16 protein-coding genes and 1 riboswitch are annotated in these 14737 nt (G+C 51.9%); of the genes, 5 read left to right on the plus strand and 11 right to left on the minus strand.

Translation table 11 applies throughout. The features are described from left to right. Positions 1–257: 257 nt before the first annotated feature. From HMPREF3107_RS10770 to queC, 5 genes are all read right to left on the minus strand, one after another. On the minus strand, positions 258–890 hold the full coding sequence (locus tag HMPREF3107_RS10770) for a Smr/MutS family protein (protein ID WP_070455510.1): 633 nt from the start codon (positions 888–890) through the stop codon (positions 258–260). Between the two features lie 138 nt (positions 891–1028). Then, positions 1029–1922, minus strand: coding sequence for an ABC transporter permease subunit (locus HMPREF3107_RS10775; protein WP_041961399.1), 894 nt, complete (start codon positions 1920–1922; stop codon positions 1029–1031). Then, positions 1915–2889: an ABC transporter permease subunit gene (locus tag HMPREF3107_RS10780; protein ID WP_070455395.1), complete on the minus strand. Its 975-nt coding sequence runs from the start codon at positions 2887–2889 to the stop codon at positions 1915–1917. The genes HMPREF3107_RS10775 and HMPREF3107_RS10780 overlap by 8 nt, the downstream gene beginning before the upstream one ends. A gap of 13 nt (positions 2890–2902) precedes the next feature. After that, on the minus strand, positions 2903–4021 hold the full coding sequence (locus HMPREF3107_RS10785; protein WP_003770088.1) for an ABC transporter ATP-binding protein: 1119 nt from the start codon (positions 4019–4021) through the stop codon (positions 2903–2905). Between the two features lie 443 nt (positions 4022–4464). Further along, positions 4465–5124, minus strand: coding sequence for a 7-cyano-7-deazaguanine synthase QueC (gene queC / locus HMPREF3107_RS10790; protein WP_070455397.1), 660 nt, complete (start codon positions 5122–5124; stop codon positions 4465–4467). Positions 5125–5266: 142 nt separating this feature from the next. On the opposite strand from queC, the gene HMPREF3107_RS12215 reads away from it, so the two are divergent. Further along, the gene (locus HMPREF3107_RS12215) at positions 5267–5443 is read left to right on the plus strand and encodes a hypothetical protein (protein ID WP_003770091.1); all 177 of its coding nucleotides are present in this window, start codon (positions 5267–5269) and stop codon (positions 5441–5443) included. Positions 5444–5692: 249 nt separating this feature from the next. Next, positions 5693–6274, plus strand: a complete 582-nt coding sequence (locus HMPREF3107_RS10795) for a superoxide dismutase (protein ID WP_070455399.1) — start codon at positions 5693–5695, stop codon at positions 6272–6274. 72 nt (positions 6275–6346) lie between these two features. Here HMPREF3107_RS10795 and HMPREF3107_RS10800 read toward each other — a convergent pair whose 3' ends face one another. From HMPREF3107_RS10800 to queF, 3 genes are all read right to left on the minus strand, one after another. Beyond that, complete coding sequence (locus HMPREF3107_RS10800; protein WP_070455401.1) at positions 6347–7012, minus strand: HAD family hydrolase; 666 nt, start codon at positions 7010–7012, stop codon at positions 6347–6349. A gap of 66 nt (positions 7013–7078) precedes the next feature. Further along, positions 7079–7756 carry a 7-cyano-7-deazaguanine/7-aminomethyl-7-deazaguanine transporter gene (locus tag HMPREF3107_RS10805; RefSeq protein WP_070455403.1) on the minus strand — a complete coding sequence of 226 codons (678 nt, stop codon included), beginning with the start codon at positions 7754–7756 and terminating at the stop codon, positions 7079–7081. Further along, positions 7753–8226, minus strand: a complete 474-nt coding sequence (gene queF / locus HMPREF3107_RS10810) for a preQ(1) synthase (protein WP_070455405.1) — start codon at positions 8224–8226, stop codon at positions 7753–7755. Before queF ends, HMPREF3107_RS10805 begins: the two co-directional genes overlap by 4 nt. A 4-nt stretch (positions 8227–8230) precedes the next feature. Further along, positions 8231–8275: riboswitch (PreQ1 riboswitch) on the minus strand. Between the two features lie 554 nt (positions 8276–8829). Between queF and HMPREF3107_RS10815 the strand changes: the two genes are divergently transcribed. After that, positions 8830–10428, plus strand: a complete 1599-nt coding sequence (locus HMPREF3107_RS10815; protein WP_070455407.1) for an isocitrate lyase — start codon at positions 8830–8832, stop codon at positions 10426–10428. 259 nt (positions 10429–10687) lie between these two features. Here HMPREF3107_RS10815 and HMPREF3107_RS10820 read toward each other — a convergent pair whose 3' ends face one another. Further along, on the minus strand, positions 10688–10918 hold the full coding sequence (locus HMPREF3107_RS10820) for a glutaredoxin family protein (protein WP_070455409.1): 231 nt from the start codon (positions 10916–10918) through the stop codon (positions 10688–10690). Positions 10919–11036: 118 nt separating this feature from the next. Here HMPREF3107_RS10820 and HMPREF3107_RS10825 point away from each other — a divergent pair, with 118 nt between their 5' ends. Both HMPREF3107_RS10825 and HMPREF3107_RS10830 read left to right on the plus strand, forming a co-directional pair. Then, the gene (locus HMPREF3107_RS10825; protein WP_070455411.1) at positions 11037–12170 is read left to right on the plus strand and encodes a M14 family metallopeptidase; all 1134 of its coding nucleotides are present in this window, start codon (positions 11037–11039) and stop codon (positions 12168–12170) included. 81 nt (positions 12171–12251) lie between these two features. Further along, complete coding sequence (locus tag HMPREF3107_RS10830; protein ID WP_049250392.1) at positions 12252–13130, plus strand: DMT family transporter; 879 nt, start codon at positions 12252–12254, stop codon at positions 13128–13130. A 231-nt stretch (positions 13131–13361) separates the two neighbouring features. Here HMPREF3107_RS10830 and HMPREF3107_RS10835 read toward each other — a convergent pair whose 3' ends face one another. Next, a complete protein-coding gene (locus HMPREF3107_RS10835; protein ID WP_070455413.1) occupies positions 13362–13991 on the minus strand; it encodes a DUF2238 domain-containing protein in 630 nt (209 codons plus the stop codon). A 45-nt stretch (positions 13992–14036) separates the two neighbouring features. Next, positions 14037–14636, minus strand: a complete 600-nt coding sequence (locus HMPREF3107_RS10840; protein ID WP_070455415.1) for a CDP-alcohol phosphatidyltransferase family protein — start codon at positions 14634–14636, stop codon at positions 14037–14039. Positions 14637–14737 lie beyond the last annotated feature (101 nt).

Consider the following 14737-nt stretch of genomic DNA (forward strand, 5'->3'; position numbering starts at 1 on the left):
TTTTTTAGCGATACATTTTCGCGCCGAAATGCTATCAGTTATCGGCAGGGCTTGCAAACCGTCATGGGCCATATTTGTGCGGAATCAAAAAAGCATACCGCAGCAAAGAGGGTATTTTTTCTTTTTCAAACTTCCGATAGCTGAAATACAGTCCGGTTATTGTTCGATAAAGAATAAATAAATCAAAAAAGAAAATTTACCGCCGATGCGCTAAAGATGCTTTCAGACGGCCTTTTAAGGTTAAAAAAAGTAAAGAGTCAGTCTGTCGACTCATCTGTTTTCCGCTGCCGCTTGAGTAGGATGAGGACTGCGCCGTCATTATTTTTATGCGGTTCGGCGTAGGCCAAAACGTCGGGATGCATCATCAGCCAACGGCGGACCAGGTTTTTTAACTTTGGCTGATATCCGGAGGAACCCAATCCGCTGCCATGGATAATTTCCCCGCATACCCCCCGCCGTTGGACGAAAGCAATAAATTCGTTCAATACCTGTTGGGCTTCTTCTTGTGTGTAGCCGTGCAGGTCGACATCGGCAACAACGGGGTAATAGCCGCTTTGCAGGCGTTTGATGTCGTTTTGACCGCGTCCGTTTTTGCTGAATGAAGAGGGGATGTCGAGCCATTGCCCGTCCCCGATATAAAAGTAGCCGTCTTCCAAAGATTTTCCATCGTCTTTGGGGCGCGGTTTGATAGGGGATAAATCGCGCGGTTGCTCATAACGGCCGCTGCCGCTTTTCAGGGGTTTGACATCGGCCATTATGGCCGAAAAATCTATTTGCTTATTTTGTTCGCTTTGCACCGCCTGCTGTTTTGCGACCTGTTTTTCCGCTGTTTTCCGCGCCTGTTTTCCAAGGTCTTTTAAAATGGCTTGAAAATCGTTGTTTGAATTCATGGGGATGGTTTTAAGTGAAAGTTGATGACTGTATGGGGTCGTTTTTTGTTTTTCAAAAAGGCCGTCTGAAAACATATGCCGGGATACGGACAATGGTTTTCAGACGGCCTCTACTATATGCTTATTTGACTGTCTGCATCAATGATGGATGGCTTGTTCCATTGCTAGCCTCTCTTGCCGTTCCGCCTCGGCAGCCTCACGTTCGCGTCGGGTGGTCTGACGCATCATATACCAGTTCATGATGATAACCAAAGTACCGACGATTGCAATGATGATGGTGGCCAACACGTTCATTTGCGGATCAAGTCCGAGTTTGATTTTGGAGAAAATCACTTGCGGCAGGGTGGATGAGCCGGGACCGGACAAGAACGAGGTAATCACCAAATCATCCAGCGACAAGGTAACGCCGAGCAGGAAGCCGGAAACTATGGCCGGCATAATCAGCGGCAGGGTAATCACGAAAAAAATCTTCAGCGGGCGCGCACCCAGATCCATAGCCGCTTCTTCCAAAGACTGGTCAAGCTCGGCCAGACGGGCACGGATGACAACGGTAATGTAAGCCATACATAGGGTGGCATGGCCGAGGAAAATGGTAAAAAAGCCGTTGCCGAACGAAGAAGTGTTTCCGAAAATGCCTTGCAGCATGGTTTGCACTTGGATAATCAGCAGCAGCATCGACAGGCCGGTAATCACGTCGGGCATAACCATGGGTGCCGATACCATGCCGGCAAACAAGGTGCTGCCGCGGAAACGTTTAATCCGAGCCAATGCATAACCGGCTAAAGTACCGAGTACTGTGGCGGCCAAGGAGGAGACAACGGCTATGCGGAGCGACAGCCATGCGGCCTCCAAGATTTGGTCGTTATTCAGCAGCTTGGCATACCATTTGGTGGAAAAACCGCCCCAGATGGTAACGAGCTTCGAATCGTTGAAGGAGTAGACTACCAATACAATCAAAGGGATGTAGAGAAAAGCCAGGCCGAGGAAAAGCATAGCTTTTAAAAACCAAGACAATTTCTGTTTGTTAGCCATTTTTCCCTCCTTCTTCCAATTGGCGGTTTTCATAACGGTGATAGAAGGTAATCGGCACGACCAGCAACAGCACCATAACCACAGCCAAAGCGGAGGCTAAAGGCCAGTTATTCTGCTCAAAGAAAGTCATCCATAATACTTTGCCAATCATGAGGTTATCCGATCCGCCAACCAAGTCCGGAATAACGAACTCACCCACAGCCGGAACGAAAACCAACATCGATCCTGCGACGATGCCGGTTTTCGACAGGGGCAGGGTAATGGAGAAGAAGGTTTTAATCGGGCCGGCACCCAAGTCGGAAGCGGCTTCCAGCAACCTGCCATCGAGTTTGATCAGTTGGGTGTAAAGCGGCAGGATCATAAACGGCAGGTAGGCATAAACCATCACCAGCTGGAGTGAAAAGGAGTTGTAGAACATATTCAGCGGTTCGTCGATGATGTCGTACTTGATCAGCAGGTGGTTAATGATGCCGTTAGAAGTAAGCAACCCCATCCAAGCGTAAACACGCAGCAGGAAGGAAGTCCAGAAAGGCAGCATAATCGCCAGCAGCAGGCCGTTCCGGTAGGCCGGTTTGGCACGCGAAATGGCATAAGCCATCGGATAGCCGAGCAAAAGGCAGATCAGGGTGGTAACGAAGGCTGTCTTCAGCGACGACCAATAGGTTCGCAGATACATATTGCTATCGCCGTCGGCAGGCGACAGTCCCAGCATTTGCGACAGTGTACCGCCGAAATTTTGCAAGATTTCTTTATAATTCTGCATAACGATATGCAGAGTCTGCTTGCCTGTTTCCGGATCGGTTACAAATAAATCGGTATACGGCGGGATTTTAATATCCTGCTCGGCGAAGCTGATTTTCAGGACGATGAAAAAAGGTATTAAAAACAGCAGCAGCAACCAAACATATGGGATGCCGATAACCAATTTCCGTCCCGGACGCAGACGGCGTTTGATATTGACGGACATTTCAGACGGCCTCCTAGCGGGTTAGGGGGGTAGGCTGGTTTTCCGGCCAGTCGAGATACACTTCATCACCCCAAGTAGGCGGCGTAATGTTACGCACATACCAGTAAGGGGCAGGTACTTGGCTTTTGATGATGCGGCCGCTCTGCATTTGTACGTGATAAATCGCGAAGCTACCTAAATACGCAATTTCTTTTACTGTGCCTTTCGCCCAGTTGTGGGTATCGCGGTGCGCGGGTTTTTCTTTGTGTAAATCAATATCTTCGGGACGGATGCTGACCCAGATGGTTTGATCGACTTTTCCGTCGAATTTTTGGTCGGTGTAGATTTTGCTGGGCAGTTCGTCACATTCGATTAGGGCATGCCCTTCGTCTTTGTGTACCACTTTCCCTTCAAAAATATTGGTTTCGCCGATAAATTCGGCGGTAAAGCGGCTGTTGGGATAATCATAGATATTGCTCGGTGTATCCACTTGTTGCAGCTCGCCGTCGGACATAATCGCCACACGGGTAGCCATGGTCATGGCTTCTTCTTGGTCATGGGTAACCATGATGCAGGTTACCCCCACTTTTTCCAAAGTATTGACCAGTTCAAGCTGGGTTTGCTGGCGCAGTTTTTTATCCAATGCACCCAAAGGTTCGTCCAACAGCAGCAGCTTCGGACGCTTGGCCAGGGAACGTGCGAGTGCCACACGCTGTTGCTGGCCGCCTGAGAGTTGGTGCGGCTTGCGTTTGGCGTATTTGGTCATTTGTACCAGGCGGAGCATTTCTTCGACCCGCGCATTGATTTCATCGGCAGGCAATTTGTCTTGTTTCAAACCGAATGCGATGTTCTGCTCAACCGTCATATGCGGGAAGAGGGCGTAGCTTTGGAACATCATGTTGATCGGACGCTCATAGGGGGCGAGGGCGGTAATATCCTGGCCGTCCAGGATGATGCTGCCTTCACTCGGGGTTTCCATGCCGGCCAGCATGCGCAGCAGGGTTGATTTTCCGCTGCCGGAACTGCCCAGTAAGGCGAAAATTTCATGCTGTTGGATGTCAAGATTGATTTGGCGGACGGCAAAAGTGCTGCCGAATTTTTTAACCAGGCCTTTGATTTGCAGATAGGGCTGGGCGGCGGGTTCTGTGGTCATCTTTAATGCTCCAAAGAAACTCGATACCGGCTGGAACGGAACTCGAAGAGGTGAATACGGGTCGGTCGCACAGGTTGGGGTATCCTTCCGGTACGAACGGGCTGCGTAAGGTGTTCTAAAAAACCGCCCATTATATTGGTGGATAAGCCTTGGGGGCAAACAAAATTATCCCGTGTTGCGGATATTTTGAGCCGGCAGTTTGTTTGCGGGACAAAATGCAACAATCCCATACATTTTTTCTTTTGGCCCGATATAACTAAGCCGATGATTGGGCTTTGAAAAATATCCTTTTTCTGCCCTTTTGCTTCTTGATTTAGGAATAATAAATCGACTGTAAGCCCTGATAACGCCGCCTTGTCTGATTATATAAATATTTAACAATATGTTTTATTGGGTATTTCATAATGCAATCGAGACATATGCGGCTTGCAGTCGTTTATTTTTCAGACGGCCTTTTGGTTTTCCAAATATTCCGCCAGCCCGCGCTCGCGTAACACGCAGCTCGGGCATTCGTGGCAGCCGCCGACGATGCCGTTGTAGCAGGTGTGGGTCTGCTCGCGGATGTAGTCCAGCGCGCCCATTTCGTCCGCCAACGCCCAAGTTTGCGCTTTGGTCAGGTACATCAGCGGGGTGTGAATTTGGAAGGCGTAGTCCATCGCCAGATTGAGGGTGACGTTCATGGATTTGACGAACACGTCGCGGCAGTCGGGGTAGCCGGAGAAGTCGGTTTCGCACACGCCCGCGATGATGTGCCTGATGCCCTGTCCTTTGGCGTAGATGGCGGCATAGAGCAGGAACAGGGCGTTGCGTCCGTCCACGAAGGTATTGGGCAGACCGTCTGAAGCGGTTTCGATGGCGGCAGTGTCATCCATCAGGGCATTGTGCGTAATCTGCTGCATCAGGCTCAAGTCGAGTACGGTTTGTTTGACACCCAAATCCTGCGCGATCCAGCGGGCGCGTTCCAGCTCGACAGCGTGGCGTTGTCCGTATTGGAAGGTGATGGTTTGGACGTTTTCGCGCCCGTAGGTTTGAATCGCCTGAATCAGGCAGGTGGTGGAATCTTGGCCGCCGGAGAAGATGACCAAGGCTTGTCGGTTTTGCATGGTGAGTCCTAGTTTTGGTAACGCGGGAGGTTTGCGAACCGCGCGGTTGGTGTAAACCGATGGATTATAGCGGATTTGGTACATCGCCGTTAATCGGCGTAGAATGCCGGCCTTCCAATAACGAAATCAAGAGTGAAAAACAATGTTTTGGGCAATTATTTCTGTATTTTCAATTATCGTGGCCGTTTTAGTGATTTGGGTCAATGCGAGCGCGTTCGGTATGGAGGAGCGCGATCATAAAGAAGCGTCGGATTATGAAAAGCGTTTCGGCTTGGGACCTCAGCCTGTATCCAAAAAAGACAGTGAGCCATCCGAATAACGGCAAACAAAGGTTTCAGGCCGTCTGAAAAGGGCAAAACGGGGCTGTCGCATCGGATGCTGCCGCTTCTGCCTTGAGTTTTTCTACTTTTCCATCAGACCGATGCTATGGCGGGCAAATAAAAGTTTAATTGGTTTCCGATGCCGAAACGGGTAAAATGGGTCCGGCCTCTGTCTTTCAGACGGCCTTTTCCGGCCGGGACGAATCGGCCGCCACAATCAATCGAATAAAAATATCAGGAGTATCACCATGGAACACAAACTGCCAGAACTGCCTTATGCCTTGGATGCTTTGGAACCGCACTTGTCCAAAGAAACTTTGGAATACCACTACGGCAAACACCATCAAACCTACATCACCAATCTGAACAACCAAATCAAAGGCACTGAATTTGAGAATGCCCCTTTGGAAGAAATCGTTAAAAAATCTTCCGGCGGCGTATTCAACAATGCGGCACAAACCTGGAACCACACTTTCTACTGGCTGGGCTTTACCCCCAAAGGCCAAGGCAAGCCTTCCGGCGAACTGGCTGCTGCCATTGATGCGAAATGGGGCAGCTTCGAAGCCTTCCAAAAAGCGTTCGACGCTTGTGCTGCCGGCACTTTCGGTTCGGGCTGGGCATGGCTGGTTAAAACACCGGCCGGCGAATTGGATTTGGTATCCACTTCTAACGCCGCCACTCCGCTCAACAGCGACAACACCCCCTTGCTGACTTGCGACGTATGGGAACATGCCTACTACATCGACTACCGCAACAGCCGTCCGAACTATCTGAACGGCTTCTGGGAAATCGTAAACTGGGACGAAGTTGCCCGCCGTTTCGCCGCCTAAGCTTGATTTGAAGCACACAGGCCGTCTGAAAACATATTTCAGACGGCCTTTTACTTATTGCCGTTTATCCGGTCAAGCAAGGCTTGCAACAGGCGGCAAAGTCAAAATATCCAGCGGCATCTCGGCCACAAAATCGGCAGGCCAGGTATCCGTCCGATCGCTTTCGGCAATGTATCCCCACGAGGCCAAGACGGTTTTCATTCCCGCATTCCTGCCCGCCTCCATATCGCGCTCCGCATCGCCGACATAAAGACACTCTTGCGGGTGGACATTGATTTGTTCGCAGGCGTAAAGCATGGGTTTGACCGAAGGTTTGGCTTCGTCGCAGGAATCTCCGCTGACCACTGTCTGCGGCGGGATAGAAAAGCCGAGTTTCGGTACCAAACGGTCGGTAAAGTTTTTCGGCTTGTTGGTGATAATGCCCCATTTCAGGCCGCGTCGGTTCAATTCGCCAATCAGTTTATTGACTCCGTCGAACAAAACCGTGTCGCGGTCAAAACAACGCTCGTATTCGGCCAGATATTCCTCGCGCCACCGGCCGTATTCGGGATGTTCCTTACCTATGCCCGCGCCGAATCCGATCAAACCGCCTGCGCCGTGACTGGCAACGGGGCGGATATCTTCTATACTTTTCTCCGGCAGGCCGTGCCTGCGCAACAAAGCATTCAATGCACCGCCCAAATCCAAAGCGGTATCGGCCAACGTGCCATCGAGATCGAATAAAACAGCCTTAATCATATTTATCAACCTAATAAAACCGCCGCCCGGCAATCGCGGCCGGGACGGCAAACATTACCGCGACCATCACCGCCCGTCGGGCAGTACCGTTATTTTCTTTACCAATATATTCAGCATCAACCCGTATGCCGGAAGGAAAAACAGCGTACAGATAACCAGTTTGAACAAATAATCCACAACCGCAATCTGAGGCCAATTTTCCGCCATAAAGGCATCCGTACCGGCATGGAAGGCAATCGCAAAGAAGAGCAGGGTATCGACCGCATTGCCGACAAAAGTGGAAGCTGTCGGTGCCACCCACCATTTTTTCAGACGGCGTAAACGGTCGAAGACAAAAATATCGAGCAACTGCCCCACAGAGTAGGCGGCAAAACTGGCGGCGGCAATGCGGAATACCAAACCGTCAAACGCAGCCAATGCCGCCGTCCCCTGCCAGATGCCTTGGTGGAAAGTGACGGATATGGCATACGACAGCAGGAGTGCGGGAAACATGGAGAAAAAAACCACCCGCCGCGCAGGCCTACGGCCGAATATGCGGACGGTCAAATCGGTAGCCAGAAAAATAAACGGGAAACTCAATGCCCCCCAAGTGGAATGCACCACATAGCCGTTGGGCAAGGTAACGGTAAAGGGAAACTGCACCAGGTAATTGCTCGTGGCAATGACGGCGATATGAAAGAAAACCAGCCAGAACAACGCCTTTCGCTGTTGCAAAACGCTGAATCCGCGTATATCAGCATTCATAGCATATCGTGCTTGAACAGGCGTTCGCGCGCCAATTGTTCGAATTCCGTCCCCTCCTTGCCGTAATTGGTAAACGGATGGATGGCAATACCGCCGCGCGGAGTAAATTCGCCGAACACTTCAATATACTTCGGCTGCATCAGTCCGATTAAATCCTTCATGATGATATTGACGCAGTCTTCGTGGAAATCGCCGTGATTGCGGAAGCTGAACAAATACAGCTTGAGGGATTTGCTTTCCACCATTTTTTTTCCCGGAATATAGCGTATGTGTATGGTGGCAAAATCCGGCTGCCCGGTCATCGGGCACAGGCTGGTAAATTCGGGGCAGATGAATTTGACGAAATAATCGTTGTCGGGATGCTTATTGTCGAATGCTTCCAAAACTTCCGGCGCATATTCGGTTTTGTATTGAGTGTGCTGATTGCCGAGCAGCGTGATGCCCCGCAACTCTTCAGAAGAACGCGTCATAGAAAATTCCTTAGTTTTTTATTGTGGGAGGATTGCGAACCACAGTTTGCAAAACGGCGGATTGTAAACCATAGCGGATTAAATTCAAACCGGCAAAATGTTGCCCGACTTTACAGAATTGCTTGAGCCGCCTCAGCTTTTCGGCTTTTCGCAATGCAAATTCGATTTTCTAGAAAATATTGGATTTTTTCAATAAAACCGGTTTACGGGAAATATCCAGAATTATATTTTTTATTCCGATATGGTTGGATAATATAAAACTACAAGGCATTACACATAAGACGATATTTAATTACCTGAAACACATAGGTTTATAAAATAAAAACCTTCTTTGATAACATTAAAATAACAAAAAACTGCCTAAATTTTAGAAAACGAGGCCATAAAATGCACGTTTGCCCCTGAGTTTGGCGGGAAAATATCAAATATCCGCTTAAACGCACTCCCAAAGAAGAAAAAATCCCCAATCAAATCAAAAAAACATACTTGGCAAGTATAAAATTTGCAGGTAAATTCACGTCAAGCCGCTCGACTACACGCCATTACAAAAGCGTTGCGGCGTTTTTATCAGAACCAAATTGAAGAGAGTAAAGGAGCATCACAATGGCTAATTATCAGGAAGAAATCAAAGCAGCGGAACAAGTCAAAGAGGCGCACGGTCAGGGTTGGGCAGCCATCACGCCTGAATACGTTGCCCGTATGCGTTTGCAAAACCGCTTCAAAACCGGCTTGGACATTGCCAAATACACCGCCGCCATCATGCGCCGCGACATGGCCGAATACGATGCCAATCCTGCCAACTACACCCAATCTTTGGGCTGCTGGCACGGTTTTATCGGACAGCAGAAACTGATTGCGGTGAAAAAACACCATCAAACCCCGAACAAACGCTACCTCTACCTTTCCGGCTGGATGGTTGCCGGTATGCGTTCCGAGTTCGGCCCGCTGCCCGACCAATCCATGCACGAAAAAACCTCTGTCCCCGCATTGATTGAAGAGCTGTACACCTTCCTGAAACAAGCAGATGCCCGTGAACTTGATTTGCTGTTTACCGCTTTGGACGAAGCACGCGCCTCAGGCGACAATGCCAAAGCTGCCGAAATCCAAGGCAAAATCGACAACTTCCAAACCCACGTCGTACCGATTATCGCCGACATTGATGCCGGTTTCGGCAATGCGGAAGCCACCTACCTGCTGGCGAAAAAAATGATTGAAGCCGGTGCCTGCTGTATCCAGATTGAAAACCAGGTATCCGACGAAAAACAATGCGGCCACCAAGACGGCAAAGTAACCGTTCCCCATGTGGACTTCCTGGCTAAAATCAATGCCGTGCGTTACGCTTTCTTGGAATTGGGCGTGGACGACGGCGTGATTGTCGCCCGTACCGACTCTTTGGGCGCAGGCCTGACCAAGCAAATCGCCTTCTCCGCACAACCCGGCGACTTGGGCGACCAATACAACAGCTTCTTGGAAGGCGAAGAAATCACCGACCTGAGCCAAATCAAAGCCGGCGACGTGATTGTGAACACCAACGGTAAAACCATCAAACCGACCCGCCTGCCGAGCAACCTTTTCCAATTCAAAAAAGGCACGGGCGTAGACCGCGTGGTGCTGGACTGCATCACCTCGCTGCAAAACGGTGCGGACTTGCTGTGGATTGAAACCGAAAAACCGCATGTCGGCCAAATCAAAGAAATGATCGACCGCGTGCGCGAAGTGATTCCGAACGCCAAGCTGGTATACAACAACAGCCCGTCGTTCAACTGGACGCTGAACTTCCGCCAGCAGGTATTCGATGCTTGGAAAGATGCAGGCAAAGACTTGTCCGCTTACGACCGCGCCAAACTGATGAGTGCCGAATACGACGATACCGAATTGGCGAAAGAAGCCGACGAGCGCATCCGCACCTTCCAGCGCGACGCGTCCGCACAGGCCGGTATTTTCCACCACCTGATTACCCTGCCGACCTACCACACCGCCGCGCTGTCCACCGACAATCTGGCGAAAGGCTACTTCGGCGACGAAGCCATGCTGGCTTATGTGAAAGGCGTTCAGCGTCAGGAAATCCGTCAGGGCATCGCCACCGTGAAACACCAAAACATGGCCGGATCGGACATCGGCGACAACCACAAAGAATACTTTGCCGGTGAAGCCGCACTGAAAGCGGGCGGTAAAGACAACACCATGAACCAGTTCCACTGACCCATGGTTAAACAATAAGGTTTTCAGACGGCCTGCGGTCTTCTCCATCCCTTCGCCGTCAGGCCGTCTGAAAAGCCTTACACTCTTTGTCTGTGCAGAGTTGAGCTGTGCGGATGAAGTACAGGCTGTGTTTGTGAAGCGTAAATCTCTGATTTGAGGTATTGCGGCAGCCTTTCAGGTTGCCGCCTTTTTGTTTGCAGGCATATTTTGAAGCATCAAAGCCGTCTGAAACCCTCCCGCCGCCTTTTCAGACGGCCTCTCAGTCCAAATGACGGCGCAGTTTCTCCTCATCCAAATGCCAATGGCAGATTTCCTGATCGCCGTCCAACAGCACGGGAACCAGCTCATTATATTTTTCCTCCAGCAGCGGATCGTCGTCCACATCCACCACTTCCAATTCGAAAGGCCGCTCCTGCTGCAAAGCCGTCAAACGGTCGCGCATGGCGTGGCACAAGCTGCAATACTCGCGGAACATCAAAGTCAGTTTCATATCTTTTCCAATTTTTCAGACGGCCCGATTATAGCGGAAAGGCCGTCTGAAAGATGGCGCAAGCTGGCGATAAAACCTATAATGCCGCGTTTCCAACCTTTTTCTTTCCGGGCATTTTATGCTGAAAATCTCCACCCGATTCGACGGCGGCGCGGTCATCGTGCACGACCTGGCCGACCCTCAGAACATCCGCCTTTCCATCCGTCCCGACAATGCTTCGGATTTCGCCCAATGGTTTTATTTCCGCCTTCAGGGCGCGGCTTATCAAAACTGCGTCATGCACTTTGAAAACGCCGCCTCATCCGCCTATCCGTCGGGCTGGGAAGACTATCAGGCGCGCGCCTCCTACGACCGCCAAAACTGGTTCTGCGTGCCCACCCGTTATGAAAACGGCGTGCTGACCATCGAACACACGCCCCTGTCCAACAGCGTGTACTACGCCTATTTCGAACCCTATTCCTCCGAGCAGCACCTCAACCTGCTGGGCGACGCGCAAGGCAGCGGCCTGTGTCAGATAGACGACTTGGGCAGCACCGTCGAAGGGCGCGACATCAACCTGTTGACCATAGGCAACCAAGTCGAAAGCGATTTGAAAATCTGGGTTATCGCCCGCCAGCATCCCGGGGAAACGATGGCCGAATGGTTTATCGAAGGCCTGCTCGCCCGCCTGCTCGACCCCCAAGACCCGACCGCGCGCGCCTTGCTCGACAGTGCCACATTCTACGTCGTGCCAAATATGAACCCCGACGGCTCGGCCTTGGGCAATTTGCGCACCAACGCGGCCGGCGCAAACCTCAACCGCGAATGGCTCTCGCCGAGCGAAGAGCGCAGCCCGGAAGTGTTTTATGTCCGAGAAAAAATGCGTGAAACCGGTGTCGATTTATTCCTCGACATCCACGGCGACGAAGGGCTGCCTTACATTTTCGTGGCGGGAACCGAAGGCGTGCCCGGCTACGGCCCGCGCATTGCCGCATTGGAAAGCCACTTCAAAGCCGCATTTGCCGCCGCCAGCCCCGATTTCCAAGACGAGCACGGTTACGAAAAAGACCGGCCCGGCCAAGCCGATCTCTCCATGGCGACAAACTGGGTGGGCAACACCTTCGACTGCCTGGCCTATACGTTGGAAATGCCGTTTAAGGACAACCACAACCTGCCCGACGACGATTTCGGCTGGAACGGCCAGCGCTCCCTGCGGCTCGGCGAGGCCGTCCTATCGGCCATATTGAACGTCCTGCCCGAACTGCGCCCTTAAACAAACGCTTTTCAGACGGCCTGAACGCACCATCGTCAGGCCGTTTGAAAATTTAGCGGAAGCGGAAAGAAAAAGCGGATTATGTATTACCTCATCATCAGCATCTGTTGCAGCGTGGCGGTATCCGTCCTGCTGAAAATCGCCAAAAAGAAAAAAATCGACCTCGAACAAGCGGTAGGCGTGAACTACATCGCCGCCGTCGGCCTTACCGTGCTGTTTTTGCAGCCGGACACCGCAAACTGGCGGCAATACCTGCCCACCTGGTGGCTGTTTGCCGCCTTGGGCGTGCTGCTGCCGACGGTGTTCGTCGTCATGGGCAGGGCGGTGGATGCGGCAGGCATCGTCAAATCCGACGCGGCGCAACGGCTGTCGCTCTTCATCCCCGTTTTGGCCTCGTTCCTGCTGTTCGGCGAACAGCTGTCACGCGGCCGCCTCATCGGCCTCGTCCTCGCATTTACCGCGCTGTTTTGCCTGCTGTGGAAACATGAAGGCGGGAAAAAAAGCGGCGGCTGGCAGAGTGCCGGCTTGCTGCTGGCCGTTTGGGCGGGTTACGGCGTGATTGATGTCCTGTTCAAACAAGTGGCCAAAAGCGGTACGGCCGTACCCGGCAACCTCCTCGTGGCCTTTTGCCTGGCCGGCATCCTGATGTTCGGCCGCCTGTTTGCCAAAGGCAGCAAATGGACGGCCTCCGGCATCTTGGGCGGCCTGCTGCTCGGCTGTCTGAACTTCGGCAACATCCTCTCCTATATCCGCGCCCATCAGGCCATGTCCGACAATCCCACGCTGGTGTTTGCCGGTATGAACATCGGCGTCATCGTCTGCGGCACACTCGTCGGCGCGGCTGTTTTCAAAGAAAAAATCAGCACCGTCAATGCGGCAGGCATCGCCATCGCCGTCTGCGCCATCGCCTGCCTGTTTTACTGGCCGCAACTGGCCGGGTTATTGGGTATTGCCGCTTGAGCAGGATAGATGTGAGAAGGGTAGAGGCCGTCTGAAAAACACAATTTCAGACGGCCTCCCTTATTTAAACTGCCTCAACGGCGGCAAAACAGCAATCCAATCAAACGCAACATTATAGTGGATTAAATTTAAATCAGGACAAGGCGACGAAGCTGCAGACAGTACAAATAGTACGGCAAGGCGAGGCAACGCCGTACTGGTTTAAATTTAATCCACTATAGCAACCGCATTTCAGCCTTGTTCGCTAGAAATTTGTTTTTTGTCAGGCCGGGTAAACAGGAAGATAAGCAAGGAAGTCAGCGCGCCCAGCGTATCGGCGAGTATGTCTTTTTGCGCGTCCCAAATATCGCCTTGCGAACCGAGCACCTCCAGCCCTGCTTCGCCGCCGTCAATCACCGCATACTGCCATTCGATGACTTCGTAAGCCGCCGCCACGCTCATGATGAAAAACAAAGAGAAAAACAAGGCAAGGGTAGGGCGGCAGAGTTTGCGGCGCAACAACCATTCCGCCATCGGATAGGCGTAGAAACCGATGATGTAGTGGCCGACGCGGTCGAAATGGTTGCGCCCTTCGCCTAAGAACGGCGCAAGCAGGCGGTTTGCCCAGTCGAAGGGCACATCGGCGAAGGTGTAGTGTGCGCCGACGGTGTGCATAATCAGCCAAAAGCTCATGAATACATAAGCCAGATTGCTGAAACGGAAGAGGCGGTAAGTGGCAACGAGCGCGATAAATACGATCGAAACAGGAATGATTTCGGCGTACCAAACGGCGCGGTCGGACGGGTTGATGCCCGACCAGACGATAAGTGCGGCAATGAAAACCGTGAGCAGCAAAGGGAGGATGTGCGAAGTTTTTTGCATAAAATTTGTCGTGTTATCAATGGAATGGAAGAGGGGGAGTTATTTTCAGACGGCCTTCAAACCATTGGCGACGCGCTTATAGCAGGTATAAACCAATGCCGCGCAAGCCAGCCACATGACGACGTAGAAAACCGCATGGAAGCTGCCCGCCACCGCGTACCACACCGCCAATACACCGATAAAGAACGCGCGGTCGCTCTTGCCGAACGGCCCGTCATAACGCCGACCGTTGCCGTGTACCTGACCCAACACGCCGCAAAATTCGGTCATCGCCGCCAGCCAGACAAACAGGCCGATTTGTGCGTCGTCAAACGGGGCGATAAAGGCGAAAGGCAGATACAGCGCGGCATCGGCGGCGACATCGGTGATTTCGTTCAGATAGCCGCCCAATGCCGACTGCTGACCGAACTCGCGCGCCAGCATTCCGTCCACCGCGTTCAACGCCATGCGGACAAACAGCCACACGGGCAACAGCCAAAACAAGGCAGGAACCTGCGCACCGAGCGACAGCAGCAGCCCGACAGCGACCGACACCGCGCAAGCCGCCAGCGTAACCTGATTGGCGGTTACACCACGGTTATAAAGCGCGCGCACCAGCGGGCGCAGCAGGTTTTGGAATTTGGGTTTGAGGGCGTAAATACTCATGATAGAGGCCGTCTGAAAATAAAAAATAAAGAGCCGCGATTATAGGGCAATCCCTTATAATCCGCCTGTTTATAGTGAATTAAATTTAAACCAGTACAGCG

The organism is Neisseria sp. HMSC31F04 (genome assembly GCF_001807735.1).
GTDB classification, from domain to species: Bacteria; Pseudomonadota; Gammaproteobacteria; order Burkholderiales; family Neisseriaceae; genus Neisseria; species Neisseria elongata.

Bases quoted from the DNA above. Each gene is read 5' to 3' on its own strand.
- HMPREF3107_RS10770 (WP_070455510.1), bottom strand. From the start codon at position 890: ATGAATTCAAACAACGATTTTCAAGCCATTTTAAAAGACCTTGGAAAA.
- HMPREF3107_RS10775 (WP_041961399.1), bottom strand. From the start codon at position 1,922: ATGGCTAACAAACAGAAATTGTCTTGGTTTTTAAAAGCTATGCTTTTC.
- HMPREF3107_RS10780 (WP_070455395.1), bottom strand. From the start codon at position 2,889: ATGTCCGTCAATATCAAACGCCGTCTGCGTCCGGGACGGAAATTGGTT.
- HMPREF3107_RS10785 (WP_003770088.1), bottom strand. From the start codon at position 4,021: ATGACCACAGAACCCGCCGCCCAGCCCTATCTGCAAATCAAAGGCCTG.
- queC (WP_070455397.1), bottom strand. From the start codon at position 5,124: ATGCAAAACCGACAAGCCTTGGTCATCTTCTCCGGCGGCCAAGATTCC.
- HMPREF3107_RS12215 (WP_003770091.1), top strand. From the start codon at position 5,267: ATGTTTTGGGCAATTATTTCTGTATTTTCAATTATCGTGGCCGTTTTA.
- HMPREF3107_RS10795 (WP_070455399.1), top strand. From the start codon at position 5,693: ATGGAACACAAACTGCCAGAACTGCCTTATGCCTTGGATGCTTTGGAA.
- HMPREF3107_RS10800 (WP_070455401.1), bottom strand. From the start codon at position 7,012: ATGATTAAGGCTGTTTTATTCGATCTCGATGGCACGTTGGCCGATACC.
- HMPREF3107_RS10805 (WP_070455403.1), bottom strand. From the start codon at position 7,756: ATGAATGCTGATATACGCGGATTCAGCGTTTTGCAACAGCGAAAGGCG.
- queF (WP_070455405.1), bottom strand. From the start codon at position 8,226: ATGACGCGTTCTTCTGAAGAGTTGCGGGGCATCACGCTGCTCGGCAAT.
- HMPREF3107_RS10815 (WP_070455407.1), top strand. From the start codon at position 8,830: ATGGCTAATTATCAGGAAGAAATCAAAGCAGCGGAACAAGTCAAAGAG.
- HMPREF3107_RS10820 (WP_070455409.1), bottom strand. From the start codon at position 10,918: ATGAAACTGACTTTGATGTTCCGCGAGTATTGCAGCTTGTGCCACGCC.
- HMPREF3107_RS10825 (WP_070455411.1), top strand. From the start codon at position 11,037: ATGCTGAAAATCTCCACCCGATTCGACGGCGGCGCGGTCATCGTGCAC.
- HMPREF3107_RS10830 (WP_049250392.1), top strand. From the start codon at position 12,252: ATGTATTACCTCATCATCAGCATCTGTTGCAGCGTGGCGGTATCCGTC.
- HMPREF3107_RS10835 (WP_070455413.1), bottom strand. From the start codon at position 13,991: ATGCAAAAAACTTCGCACATCCTCCCTTTGCTGCTCACGGTTTTCATT.
- HMPREF3107_RS10840 (WP_070455415.1), bottom strand. From the start codon at position 14,636: ATGAGTATTTACGCCCTCAAACCCAAATTCCAAAACCTGCTGCGCCCG.